We start from the raw sequence: 12,438 nt of genomic DNA, 5'->3' as shown, positions 1-12,438 counted from the left end.
GATCGCGTGGGTGTCGACAGTTCCCGTCCCAGTGTCGCTGGGGAGTCTGCTGAGGTTTCGGAGTCGCGGCTCGCGGCTCGCGACTTCGTTCGCTCCTACCTGGAGGACGCCGAGTCCCGGCTGGACGCTATCCCCGATCCGCGGGAGGCCTACGCGTCGCCGACGCTGGCCGAGGCTCTCGCCCTGGCGCACGAGCGTGGTTTCACGACCGCATCGCTACCGTCGAGGTTCGGAGGTTCGGGGCTTTCTGCGGCTGCGCAGATGGCGATCGTTGAAGAACTCGGGCAGGGCGCGCCTGGTCTGAGCAGCCACATCATGACGTGCTCTCTTGCCGCCACCGTCATCGTGGCCGCGAAAGCGCACGAAAAGAACTCCGATTTTCAGGATTACATCGATGACCTCACCGACCCCGGAACGCCGGTGTGGGGAAGCGCATGGGCTGCAACCGAACCGGCAGTCGGATCGGACATATTCTCATTCTCGACCCCCGGTGTGTGCTACTCGACCCGCGCGTATCCGGATGGAGACGGTTACGTACTGGTAGGAGAAAAATCGCGGTACGTGTCCAATGGCTACCTTGCCGACTTCTTCGTCGTTCAAGCGTCTATCGGCGATGCTAAAGACATGTCGGAGGCCGGCGTGTTTCTCGTTCCTGGAAATCTTCCTGGCGTCAGACGTGGGGAACCGTTGGACAAGCTCGGACTCCGAGCGCTGAATCAGTCTTCGATTCATTTCGACGAGGTCAAGTTGCCCACGGCCGCGCTTGCAGTGCCCTCGGGCAGCGGATACCAGCGGTTCGTGGAGCGCCTGACTTCGAGGGGGAACGTGGCCGTAGGCCTGCATGCGATTGCGCTCGCGCAAAGGTCGTACGATATTGCCTTGGAGCATGTCAAGACCAGGGTGCAGGGTGGGAAACTGCTGATAGAACAGCAGTTGGTCGCACATGCGATGTTCACCGCGTATCGTCAGATCTCTGCTGCTCGAGCTCTCTCCCGCCAAGTGGTGGCACGTCTCGACGTCGGCCGAGTGGACCCCTTGGATTGCTACGCCTCGCGAGTACAGGCTTCTGTCATGGCGATTCAGGTAGTGGAGCAGATGGTCCAGATGCTCGGCGGACTCGGAATCACCAAGGACTCTCCGTTGGAACGCTACTATCGGGACGTCAAGCTGCTGGCGATTGCCGACGGCACCGTTGAACGTATCGGATTGCATGCCGCTCAGCACCTATAGCTCTGGTTCATCTCGACTGGTCGACATTCTGTGCCCATGCGGCGAGGCCTGTTTGTTCAGTCCCTGTGGGCCGATGTGGCTTACGTTCTTGACGGTCCCCTTCGAGGAGTTTGTAATGAACGATGTAGTAACTGAAGACGTTGACGGCAGTCAGTTCGTGGCCCGCGAGGTACATCTGGCCAGCAGGCCTGATGGCCCTATCAACTCATCGAATTTCGAGATCGTGGAGCGCACGGTGGCGAGGTCCGGTCCCGGGTCTCTGGTTGTTCGCAACGAGTACATCTCGGTCGATCCGTACATGAGGCGTCGAATGGACGGCTCCTCGTCGTACATCTCTCCGTTCCAGATCGGCGCCGCGATGCCCGGGGCTGCTGTTGGGCGGGTCACAGACAGCGTAGACCCTGATTTTCCCGTCGGCTCCTGGGTATTGCACGATTACGGATGGCGGGACTATGCAGTACTCCCGGCCAAGCGGGCGACGAAGATTGACGCCGAGACGGTGCCCCCGAGCTACTACCTCGGCGTCTTGGGGATCTCCGGAGTGACTGCGTACGTCGGCCTTCGTGAGGTCGCGGGCCTCCGCCGTGGTGACACCCTGTTCGTCTCGGGCGCAGGTGGTGCGGTCGGCAGTATTGCCGGTCAGATCGGTCGATTGTGCGGAGCCCACGTCATCGGCAGTGCTGGGTCGGACGCGAAATGCCAGTGGTTGGTCGACGACTTGGGCTTCGACAAAGCCATCAATTATCGCAGTGGTCCGATAGCGGATTCCCTGGCGGCAGCGGCGCCGAATGGGATCGACGTGTACTTCGATAACGTTGGCTTCGATCACCTGGAGGCGGCACTTCAGGTGGCGAACAACTCAGCTCGATTCGCGATCTGCGGCACCGTGGCTGACTACGATACGGCAGAAGATATCGCAGGTGTGCGAAACATCTTCGAAATCGTGGCGAAGAGAATCACCATTCGTGGCTTCCTCGTGGCAGATTACTGGGACCGCGTTTCCCAGATTCTGCCCGAGCTACTGCAGTGGGTGAAGGACGGCGACCTTGTGGCACGAGAAACCGTGGTCACAGGACTTGACGAAGCTACCTCTGCTCTCTCGAGCATGCTTCACGGGGGCAACGTCGGAAAGATGCTCGTGAAGGTGTAATTCGTGGCTTCGCGCGGGTGGACACCCATCGTCGCTGCCGCACCGCACCTGGTTGATCGCATGCGGGTCGCTGATGCGGGCCGGGGGTACGGGGCCCGATCACTCGGTATGCATCCGTAGTCAGCCGTGCGCGGCGATCTCGCCTACGGTCGAAGCTATGGCCGGAAAGAAACGGAAGCCCGCAGCACCGTCGACCGAGCAGGCCACGGACGCGCCGTCGGCCTCCACGGAGGCACTGCGCAGGTTCGTCCGGGCGCGCGCGGCCGACTACCTCGCCGATCCGAACGTGACGTCGATCGGGATCGGCCACAAGGTCGTCGGCGGCAAGCCCACCGATACCGTCGCGGTGCAGTTCACCGTGCGGCGGAAGGCGGATCCGGAGGTTCTCGAGAGCCTGGGCACCGCGTTGCTGCCGGAATCCGTCCTGGTGGACGGGGTCGAGGTCCTCACGGACGTGGTCGAGCGCAGCTACGAACTCTCGTACCGGATCGTCGCTGAACCCGAGGCGGCACCGGCCGAGGCCAAGGCCCGCCTCGATCCGATACGGCCGGGCATCAGCGTCGGCAACGTGAAGGTCTCCGCCGGCACCATCGGCGCGATCGTCTACGACCGTACCGACGGCACGCCGCTGATCCTGTCGAACTGGCACGTCCTCAACGGCACTGACGGGAAGGTCGGCGACACGGTCGTACAACCCGGCGCGTACGACGACGACCGGGTCGATGAGAACCGCCTCGGGGTGCTGTACCGCTCGCACCTGGGGGTCGCGGGCGACTGCGCGGTCGCCACCATCGAGGACCGCGGCCACAACCCCGAGCCGCTCGGGCTGACCGTCGCCCCCACCGAACTCGGCGAGCCCGAACTGGGCGACAAGGTGGTCAAGAGTGGGCGCACCACCGGCGTCACCCACGGCCTGGTGCGTCGAATCGACGTCGTCGTCAAGATGAACTACGGAGGAGACGTCGGGGAACAACAGATCGGCGGCTTCGAGATCGGGCCGGACCCCCGGAACCCTGCTCCCGACAACGACATCAGCATGGGCGGCGATTCCGGTGCCGTCTGGCTGTTCAAGGCGAGCAACGGGCGACCCACAGGGGTCTTCGCCGGCCTGCACTTCGGCGCGGGGTCCGATGGCAGCCCCGACGAGCACGCGCTCGCCTGCCTCGGGCGATCGGTGTTCACCAAACTCGGCATCACCCTCACCCCACCGGACGGCGCACCCACCGCCCAATCCGCCCCGGCGGCGCGCATCGGCGCCGGTTACGACCCCGAATTCCTCAGCACCGCAGTGCCGGTGCCCGCCGTCGATGCGAGCCTGACCGATGATGCCGTCGAGGTCGACGGCGACCCGGTCATCGACTACACCCACTTCTCGCTCACCCAGAGCCGCTCGCGCCGCTTCGCCCGCTGGGTGGCCTGGAACATCGACGGCACCAGCCTGAGGAGCGTCGACCGCTCCGGGTCGAAGTTCGTTCTCGATCCACGCCTCCCTGCGGACACGCAGGTCGGGAACGAGCTGTACTCCAGCAACCGGATCGACCGTGGGCACGTCGCCCGTCGCGCCGACCTCACCTGGGGCAGCCCATCCGAGGCCGAGCAGGCCAACACCGACTCGTTCTACTACACCAACATCTCCCCGCAGATCGAGGACTTCAATCAGAGCGCCCGCCAGGGCATCTGGGGGCTGATCGAGAACGCCGTCCTCACCGACGCCGAAGCGGAGAACCTCAAGGTCAGCGTCTTCGGCGGCCCCGTCTTCGGCGACGACGACCGCACCTACCGCGGCGTCGCACTCCCCCGCGAGTTCTTCAAGGTCGTCGCGTTCGTGGGCGACGGGAAGCTCGTCGCCCGAGGATTCCTCCTCACCCAGAACCTCGACCGGCTCGAGGCTCTCGAGCTCGACGAGTACCGCGCCTACCAGGTGAGCCTCAGGACGATCGAGGAGCGTACCCGGCTGCGCTTCCCGGACGATCTGCACGGCGGCGACACTTACGCGGCGCCGGAGAGCCTGACCGCGCACGAGCCACTGGCAAGCCTCGGCGACATCGCCTGGTAGTACTTCTGGTGCGCCTGCGTGCCGTCGGTTCAAACCCACCACGCGCCCTGCAACGACTCCTGACCCATCAGGCCAGCGAGCGCACCCCGTCGCCAGATCAGCCACGGCCACCACGGCAATACCGCAAGCCCGAGCCGGACGAGGTCGACGCGATCGCAGCTGCGTATCTCACAGGCAGCACCCTCGCCGAGCTGTCGAAACAGCACGGCCTCCACGTCCAGACCATCAAGGCACACCTCCGCCGAGCCAACACCCAGCTCCGCCCAGCGATCAAGGTCACACCCGCCATCACCGCCCACGCCGTCCAGCTCTACAAAGCAGGTCACTCCACCATCGAGATCAGCCAGCGCTTCGGCGTCAGCGACAACGCCATCGCCGCCGCACTACGGCGCCAAGGAGTTATCCTGCGCCCTCGTGGAGGCAGGAGAGCACGCTAACTAACGCCATGACAGTCGGCGCAAAATATACTATTGAGCACCTATGCATGACCCGCCAACCAGCGTATAATATTCACATAGCATATGAGTTCGCATACTACATCCCATCAGTCAAAAGTCATCTCAATACTGACGAAACTTCGCGAGCACACGTCCGAAATGTCATCGAAACCCGATGCCGCGTCACGTGCCCCACTCGACTTCATCGCGAAGCTTCGATCCGAAGAAGAACGAGGGTCAAAGCCCACATCGCGTTGGCTCAGTGATCCGAAGGCGGGGCATATGCGCCTTGCTGTAGCACAGGCCAAGTTGTTTCACGACACACTTGAGGTGACACCAACTGCATTCGACGCGGTTGCAGCCCTTGAAAGCCACTCCAGCGCGGACGATACCGAACAGTTCGAATTAACAATGGCCTTCTACGAAGCCTTCAAGTGGCTACTAGACGAGCCGCACTTCGATGTCATCTACGACCACAACGGCGATAAGGCCCACGAATTCGCCCGGCGCGCAGCATACAATTTTGCTTCCTATATCATTTCAGATCTACGCTACGAACATTTTGAAATTGCACGCAAGCTCCCGCCCGCTCGTTTGCTAATCGATCAAGCGTCATGGATACCACACCCGGCTAGGAGGCGAGAATTTGCATTCTCCACACGAATGGAGGCTGTCGTTAAATCCTATCGGGAACATTCAATCTCACAGAAGGAACTCGCCGATGACCTCGGCGTCTATGTCTCGACGATATCAAGGTACTCCCCTCGGAGAGGGCGCAACTCTACGATCCGCACCGACGCGCCAAGAGCAGCGAATGGGTTCACCAGCCGCGGGTCGGCCAGCCGCCCGGGTCCCAATCTGAGCATTAGCACCCTTCGGAAAAATCTGAAAGCAGCCGAAGACCTCCTATTTCCGCCGTCGCCCGGCGTCGATTCGCAAACACTTGACGCACGGGTACGGTCACTCGAGCAACGCATCGCAGCTCTTGAGGCCAAGCTCGACAACGGGGCATAGCACCGTCAACACTTGACGTATGTCCCCCGACGATCTCCCGCGGCCCGGCGAACACTGGGCCTATCGCAAAGCCAGCCACCTCCCAGCGTCGGAGGTAGAGGTCCTCGGCAGCACTCAGGTGGGTCGCAAGGTACGGATTGAAATCCGCCACCTCGACGACGGCCGCACCGAATCCGTCACCATCGGCAAGCTTCCGACGCGCTGGGATCAGCTCGACGCCTTGCTCGCACACGAAGCGAAGTGGCGTTGGCTCACCGACTTCGAACTCCACGAGGTCGAGGATCGCGTACTCACAGCCGTGTTCGAGCGGCAAGTACCGGAGTCCATCGCATCCATCTTTGATACCAACGACAACGTCACCACGGTCTACGACGTTCCGGCCTTCGAGGAGTTCCTTGGCTGCACCCTCGATGAGCTGGCTGCGCGTGCGCCCGTCGACCTCGAGGCGGATCCCCCGATCATCGGGCGAGAGGGCACCCTGATCGCTGCCGAACTGATCTGCCGGCGTAGCCCCCAACCGATCCTCGATGACATCCACGAGGAGGAGCTCAAGGCTCGCCACGCCTGCAAGCACGGTGCGCCGAACCGCGTGAAGCTCAGGCCTGACGATCCCGACACCACATCCCCCGAGTGGGAGTGGTACTGGTATCTCAAGGACATCCGACCACGCCACGAGCTCCTCCGCCAATGGTGTGGCTTCCGTGCCGTCTCCGCTGACGAGCGACGACGCGCGGCCGAGGAGGAAGCTCGGCGGCTCGACCTGCTGCTCACTGAAGCGATCGAAGCGCTCAAGCACCACAACGAGTGGGAAGCTCGCGCCTTCGCGGAACGGCAAGAGGACGGCCGGATCACACCTGAGCGGGTACGCCCGCAGATCGATCGGCCGCTCAAGCCGCACGAGATCCCGGTGCGGGAGGTGAAGGTGCGGTCACGACGATGGTGGTGACCTTCGCAGAATCGCACACCGTTCGGCCAGGCCTTTAGCCGAAAACCGGCCCCCGCGAGTCGGGCTTGCGCTGAGGTGCTGCAATGTGGACAGGGACCGGAATCGCGAAGTCACTGCCGACAAGAAGCGCCTCCCCTGGCATCAGGGCCGGAAGCTGTCGGGTAGCGCTCGCTGTTAGTTCCGACGCAGCATGCTCGACGCGCTCTCGGTCCCGACGCTCTGTCAATCGATGTACGAGGAGAGCACCAGCCTGGCTCAGGATCGCGGCAGGGAGGTCGCCGGGCCGCTGTGTCGCCATGCATACAACGAGCCCGTATTTGCGCCCCTCCTTGGCGATCAGATCGAAAGAATCAAACGATGCGGCCACAAGCTCATCCGCAATCGACTGACCAAAAAATTGATGGGCCTCATCGATCGCAACCACGAGAGGTCGCACACGAAACTGCGACCTCCGCGCCCCGGAAAGCAGATGACGACCAATCGTATTCACGACAATTTCGCGCATATTATGACTGAACGTGATATCGGCGAGTGAAATCCTAAGAATTCTCTCCGCCGAATCATCGGCAACCCATTTGTCAATCTCGTCGAGCACAGAGGATGACACAGCACCACCCGGCTGCGGATCCAAGATGCCCATGATCTCAGGCGTTGAAATTAGGTCGTACACTCGACCAATTAAAGTGTTGCAGTACCCGAGTTCGTTCGGGGCCCAACCGCCGAAGTGACTATCATTCTGTTGGGATGTTTCATAGACACACTCGTGCCTAATTTGATCTGCCAGATTTCTGAGGTTAAATTCAGCTCGAGGATCATCAACAATGCTCGCGTGCTGGAACACTGCATCTGAGTACGGCTTCCGAGGATTGTTCGCCTTCCTCAATAATCCATCTGTCACCATCGAGTGCCCAGAGCCCAGAACCTCGACGAGACGCAAAGATCGGATCGCCGCGCGCATCTTGGGCAATTGACTCGCGCCCGATGGCCGCAACAAAGCCCTTCGGTCGGATTCACTTAACTGCCGATGGGGTAGGTGAACTTGCTTTCCATAGGCTGGCTCGCTGGCGCTAACAACGAGGTGGCGCGCGAGATCACCAAGAGGCTCGAACTCACCAGTTGCGTCTAGCAGAAGTGTACGCACACCGGACGCGGCCGATCTTTCCATGAGGGCAGCAAGCGTCCAGCTCTTGCCTCCACCAGTCGACCCGACTACCGCGAGATGGCGGCCGAACAGCGCACCGAGCGACACGCCAACCGGGATTCCTTGCGCACCGCTCAGAACGCCAAGATCAAGCGTAGCGTCATCGCTCACTCCGTCACCGAGCACTGCTCGAACAACGTCTTCATCCGCGGCGTATGCGAGGTCGCCGACCCGCGGATGTCGTGCCACGCCACGAACGAATGTTCCGTCAAGAGTTAAGGTACCCAGAAGCTGAACGGTACCTACAACGTCCACTGCTGTCCTCGCGTCTGGACCAGTATTCGCTTCTGGCCGCTTTGCGCGCGGCGTCTCCAAACTAGTGATTCGGCCAAAGATCCCAGTAGTCCCGCGCGCAAAGATCAGGAACTCGCCGATTTCCCCGCGCAACACAGGGCGGCCAAACAATGACGTGGGGGCGAATCCTGCCCACGGCAGTGACACCGTGGCCTCAACTCCGTCGATCCCCATTACCGTTCCAGCAAGGCGCTCGGCCACAAACGGGTGCAGCAACTTAACCACTAAGTTGCTCCAACCTGCGAGGCGCGATAGCGCTCAGAGTGCACTTCACCGATATCGGGCGGGTTAACATCGGGAAGCGCCGCCACATAGTCGCCGAACTTCCCGGCGACGAGCAGGATTCTGTTGTCCCCCGACGAAACCAGCCGTCTAAGCCTGTCGCGTGTCTCGTGATCGTCACCTTCAGCCACAAGGACGGGGTCAACCACAATCATCCGAAGCGACACGTTAGACTGTACCGCCGACATGATCGGGGCCGTCAGGTGTGCATCATTAAATCCGAACCCAGCAACAATAAGAGTGGTATCGGGACGACGGAGCGTCATCTGAAAGCGCGCCATTGATTCGAGATAGGGCAGACGATACGACTGTTGGTACTTCATACTCGACGGATATATGAGAACCGGAGTCGAAGGTACCGAACTACGACGAACTCCATCGTCATCCTCCGTCCAGTCCACCGACCCATGCAGTTTATAAAGTTGAACTACGTTTGGAGCAAGCAGAAGCGAGCCACTAGGGTCGCGCCTCACGATATCGAGATCGAAGTTACCTCCGTCGAAAAGCCCGCCGGCGGTTGGGCCGAATCCATCGATCAGGGTGAATCGAGTGCTTCTAGCTGCATGCTCTATTGCAAGGTCGTAGTTGGTAGTAAATATTTGCGCCCGAGACAGTCTCGTTGGCCGTCGACCGATCTTTCGCAGCAGAGCCTCGTGGCTCGAAAGATCCGTTGTCGAGTCGATGAACCGGCACGCCTCAAGCACTTCATTCTCTGCGTTCACCAGAAAGCTCCCGACCTCTGAGTCGGACGTCAGCGCAAAGTGCATTTGACACACCGATAGAAGGACTTCAACATCGCCCTGCTTCTCGTTAGCCGGCACGAGGCTCCTAGCGCGATCAAAGCCATCAAGGTTTTCAACCCGTTTCAGCAAATCCCACATCGACGGCGCCGCAGCCCCGTTCTGTCCCTCGAGTCCCAGCGACGTACCCAGCCCCAGGAGAACAACCAGGTTCTCGCTGCTGTACGCGGCCAGGCTGGACGACGCGATTGCGGCTGCCCCTGGATCGTCGGCTGTATCAGTTACGTCTTGCCACTTCGTGCTCCCAGGAATCAGTACCTTGAGTGCCGATGTCTTCGCATCCCCCATGTGCAGTACAGTAACGTCTGCCCTCATCGCAGAGGTTGGAAATGCTCAGCGCGCACGAAGCCGCGCGACCGTGTCAAGTGCTGTGGACAGGGGCAAACCGGGTGCACACCAGGCAGCCTGGCGCGCCCGAGGCGGCCAAGCCCTCTGAATCGACTGAGTCGCCAGGCAGCTTTCACAACTCGACGGCAAGCGCGCCGAACCCATGCATGGCCAGCGAACCTTGATACAGTTCGCCTCATGGCACGCAAAGTCACCGTCACCCTGACCGACGATCTCGACGACACCCTCACCGCCGATGAAACCCTCCAGTTCGCGCTCGATGGTGTTCAGTACGAAATCGACCTCAGCGCCAAGAACGCCGGCAAGCTCCGCAAGGCGCTTGAGCCCTACAAGGAAGCCGCTCGTCGTACGGGCGGCCGCAAGCAGTCGTCGACGCCGGCATCTGCGCGTCGCTCCCGGGCAACGATCGACCGCGAGCAGTCCAAGGCGATTCGCGAATGGGCGAAGGGTGCCGGTCACCAGGTGAGTGAGCGCGGCCGTATCAGCCAGGACGTCATCGACGCCTACAACGCAGCGAAGTAGCCCTCATCTGAAGTCGCTCGTGCTCGACAGAAAAGCCCTTCGATTCGGACAGGTTGACGACTTCGCACGCCACCACAGCACGATCGGGCTCCAGCGCTAACGACTGAAATAGTCATTGTCATGCCGCCATCACCAGCCTGTCCCAAGCTAGTCCCGCAGCGCTGCCGCAATCGCCAGCAAACTTATCGCAACGCCGCCGATGGGCAAAGTGGCGAACACTGCGGCCAGATAGTTTACGACAGGACCACCAATAAACATTGAGCTAAACGGCAGTACGATCGCCGATGTCACCATCAATGTGATCGCCACCATCAGGAGTGAAACGAAGTCAATCTTGCGCTCGGCAGCCTTCTTCCTCACTCGCGCCATAGCCTTTCCCGATGCACCGGCAACCAGAATGACTCCTGCGATCATAAAGCCAGCAATTGTCGCATACACTCCAGCGAGTGCGAGTAGGGCGGAAACAGATCTCGAGGCGTCAATATCGACACCACTCAACTGAACAACGCCGAGTACGATAGGCCCAACACAGCCGGTTCCCAGTACAGGGAGCAGTACGCGCCCGCCGGAGACTGGTGGCACCTTCGCAGTTGACACGTACACCACCCCTCACATTCGTGAATCAATCAGCACAAACTAGAGTAGCACCGCCGACTGACAAGTTCAGGGAACAGCCGCGATAATCGATTTCTTATGGGCATCGTATGTAGCTTCGATTTCCGCATATGCGCTCGTACTACTGAGGGTTCGTCCGTTGATCGGGACAGCCGCTGAATAAGACAGCCTGTCCGCCAGGACATTAACGAGTTCGGATGCTGTCTGCCCGGGATCGACCACGCCGACCTTCGCTGCCGAGTACCGACCGAGGTCCGCTATGATCTCGTTTGCCGCGGTTGCCGCATCAGCTTGAGCGTGTGCCCTATTCTGACCATACCCGGCGGAAATGGTTAGCGAAATCTTAACCTGTGGATCGAGTCCACGGGCGCCGCCGACTAGAGTTGATAGGAAGCCAGTGGTGGGCAAGTCACTGACAGGAACAGTGAACTCGGTCTTGCGAATCTCCTTGGCATTCTGAATGCGATGGATGGTATCGCTCGCAATCAGAGGGTTTATGAACCACCTATCATCGTTCTTTTCAGGGAACGTTTCATTGAGCCAAAGTGCGATCGCAGCAGGATGCGGCGCCGAGGTCGACGTCTGAATCAAGCCGATAACATTATCATCGAAGAACCGAACATACGTCTCCTCGATCGGCTCGTGGTTCGGCGATACCCTGAGCGACGTACGCTTTCCACTCGCTGTATCCCGCTGACGAGGAGTCGTAGCTCGATCCACAGCAAAGGAGACCCCCGGAGTGGAACTCAGGTTTTCAATGAGACCGTGAACCTCTCCGCCGTTGTACTTGTGTGAGATCGCGGCCTGCTTCTTGCTTTGCTTCGTAAGCTTCTTTGCCCAATCGACGTTCGGAGAGGGGTTCGGCGCCCGGTCGAGCGAGAAAAACTGAACCTTGACTGAACGAGCGAGCTGTGCCATCAATACCCCCAACGCACGAACGATGAATCTACGTTATTATACACGGGCAATCCCTGGGTGTTTGTACTCGCGAGTTCGATCCGTGAGCAGCGGTCGCGATCCACATGGACTTCTACCTTGTCACGATACGCGGCACCACGCACTCGATGCGTCCAGTTTCTGCACTACTTCTTCTCCGCTGGATCCTTGCCGACGGGCCAGCCGTGGAGGACTCGGGCACGCCGGTGCATAGTTATTGGGGTTGCTCGCAGCACGTGTTCAACGGTCGTCTTGAGGAATGCCGGCGCACCGAGGCGGGCAGGAACGTCAGCGTGATCGATGATGGAGACATTTGGAAGGGCCTTGATCATGCTATCGACGTCATCGAGTATGACACCGTCATCCGTGACGTCGCGTTCCGGGTCGACTCCGACGATCTCAATTTCAGTACTCAATTCAGCAGCGACCGCGTCTTCTTCGTCGGTATGGCCGCCGTCCGCTCCTTCAGGTGCGGCCCCGTGGCTATGTCAAGTTGATCTGGCCCCGGTAGGGCGGTTTCATTCGGCCCCACCTGAGTGGGGCCCTGAGCCGCTAGAGTCCGGGGTGTGGATGGGCGGCCGCGGGTGCGCAGTGTGGTTGCGCCGAC

Annotated in this window: 12 protein-coding genes; 8 read left to right on the top strand and 4 right to left on the bottom strand. The window is 60.6% G+C overall.

Annotation, left to right across the window (positions count from 1 at the left end):
• Positions 1-6: 6 nt before the first annotated feature.
• From FK529_RS15130 to FK529_RS15105, 6 genes are all read left to right on the top strand, one after another.
• Complete coding sequence (locus tag FK529_RS15130; protein WP_146562689.1) at positions 7-1,230, top strand: acyl-CoA dehydrogenase family protein; 1,224 nt, start codon at positions 7-9, stop codon at positions 1,228-1,230.
• 115 nt (positions 1,231-1,345) lie between these two features.
• Positions 1,346-2,380: an NADP-dependent oxidoreductase gene (locus tag FK529_RS15125; RefSeq protein ID WP_146562840.1), complete on the top strand. Its 1,035-nt coding sequence runs from the start codon at positions 1,346-1,348 to the stop codon at positions 2,378-2,380.
• 157 nt (positions 2,381-2,537) lie between these two features.
• Positions 2,538-4,436, top strand: a complete 1,899-nt coding sequence (locus tag FK529_RS15120) for a DNA/RNA non-specific endonuclease (protein ID WP_146562687.1) — start codon at positions 2,538-2,540, stop codon at positions 4,434-4,436.
• Between the two features lie 8 nt (positions 4,437-4,444).
• Complete coding sequence (locus FK529_RS15115) at positions 4,445-4,873, top strand: hypothetical protein (protein ID WP_146562684.1); 429 nt, start codon at positions 4,445-4,447, stop codon at positions 4,871-4,873.
• A 282-nt stretch (positions 4,874-5,155) separates the two neighbouring features.
• Positions 5,156-5,887 carry a hypothetical protein gene (locus FK529_RS15110; RefSeq protein WP_146562681.1) on the top strand — a complete coding sequence of 244 codons (732 nt, stop codon included), beginning with the start codon at positions 5,156-5,158 and terminating at the stop codon, positions 5,885-5,887.
• 19 nt (positions 5,888-5,906) lie between these two features.
• Positions 5,907-6,833, top strand: coding sequence for a hypothetical protein (locus FK529_RS15105; RefSeq protein ID WP_082809228.1), 927 nt, complete (start codon positions 5,907-5,909; stop codon positions 6,831-6,833).
• A 34-nt stretch (positions 6,834-6,867) separates the two neighbouring features.
• Here FK529_RS15105 and FK529_RS15100 read toward each other — a convergent pair whose 3' ends face one another.
• Entirely contained in the window at positions 6,868-8,553 is a 1,686-nt protein-coding gene (locus tag FK529_RS15100) for an ATP-binding protein (RefSeq protein WP_082809227.1), read from the bottom strand.
• Positions 8,553-9,698 (bottom strand): SIR2 family protein, encoded by a 1,146-nt coding sequence (locus tag FK529_RS15095; RefSeq protein WP_158635132.1) that lies wholly within the window; start codon positions 9,696-9,698, stop codon positions 8,553-8,555. The genes FK529_RS15100 and FK529_RS15095 overlap by 1 nt, the downstream gene beginning before the upstream one ends.
• 237 nt (positions 9,699-9,935) lie before the next feature.
• On the opposite strand from FK529_RS15095, the gene FK529_RS15090 reads away from it, so the two are divergent.
• Positions 9,936-10,280 (top strand): histone-like nucleoid-structuring protein Lsr2, encoded by a 345-nt coding sequence (locus tag FK529_RS15090; RefSeq protein WP_068626349.1) that lies wholly within the window; start codon positions 9,936-9,938, stop codon positions 10,278-10,280.
• 147 nt (positions 10,281-10,427) lie between these two features.
• On the opposite strand, the gene FK529_RS15085 is transcribed toward FK529_RS15090, so the two are convergent.
• Together FK529_RS15085 and FK529_RS15080 are read right to left on the bottom strand one after the other, a co-directional pair.
• Positions 10,428-10,694, bottom strand: a complete 267-nt coding sequence (locus FK529_RS15085; protein ID WP_146562677.1) for a hypothetical protein — start codon at positions 10,692-10,694, stop codon at positions 10,428-10,430.
• 249 nt (positions 10,695-10,943) lie between these two features.
• Positions 10,944-11,813, bottom strand: a complete 870-nt coding sequence (locus FK529_RS15080) for a hypothetical protein (RefSeq protein WP_141660871.1) — start codon at positions 11,811-11,813, stop codon at positions 10,944-10,946.
• A gap of 104 nt (positions 11,814-11,917) precedes the next feature.
• Here FK529_RS15080 and FK529_RS15075 point away from each other — a divergent pair, with 104 nt between their 5' ends.
• Positions 11,918-12,328 (top strand): hypothetical protein, encoded by a 411-nt coding sequence (locus tag FK529_RS15075; protein WP_146562675.1) that lies wholly within the window; start codon positions 11,918-11,920, stop codon positions 12,326-12,328.
• Positions 12,329-12,438 lie beyond the last annotated feature (110 nt).

Origin of the sequence: Tsukamurella asaccharolytica (assembly GCF_007858435.1) — a bacterium.
Classification (GTDB): Bacteria; Actinomycetota; Actinomycetes; order Mycobacteriales; family Mycobacteriaceae; genus Tsukamurella; species Tsukamurella asaccharolytica.
Note: the sequence above shows the minus strand (reverse complement) of the source record. Positions and strands in the feature narration are given on the sequence as shown.

Coding starts and splice junctions, on each gene's coding strand:
- FK529_RS15125 (WP_146562840.1), top strand. CDS start 1,346: ATGAACGATGTAGTAACTGAAGACGTTGACGGCAGTCAGTTCGTGGCC.
- FK529_RS15110 (WP_146562681.1), top strand. CDS start 5,156: ATGCGCCTTGCTGTAGCACAGGCCAAGTTGTTTCACGACACACTTGAG.
- FK529_RS15105 (WP_082809228.1), top strand. CDS start 5,907: ATGTCCCCCGACGATCTCCCGCGGCCCGGCGAACACTGGGCCTATCGC.
- FK529_RS15085 (WP_146562677.1), bottom strand. CDS start 10,694: ATGATCGCAGGAGTCATTCTGGTTGCCGGTGCATCGGGAAAGGCTATG.
- FK529_RS15075 (WP_146562675.1), top strand. CDS start 11,918: ATGGACTTCTACCTTGTCACGATACGCGGCACCACGCACTCGATGCGT.
- FK529_RS15120 (WP_146562687.1), top strand. CDS start 2,538: ATGGCCGGAAAGAAACGGAAGCCCGCAGCACCGTCGACCGAGCAGGCC.
- FK529_RS15080 (WP_141660871.1), bottom strand. CDS start 11,813: ATGGCACAGCTCGCTCGTTCAGTCAAGGTTCAGTTTTTCTCGCTCGAC.
- FK529_RS15095 (WP_158635132.1), bottom strand. CDS start 9,698: ATGGGGGATGCGAAGACATCGGCACTCAAGGTACTGATTCCTGGGAGC.
- FK529_RS15090 (WP_068626349.1), top strand. CDS start 9,936: ATGGCACGCAAAGTCACCGTCACCCTGACCGACGATCTCGACGACACC.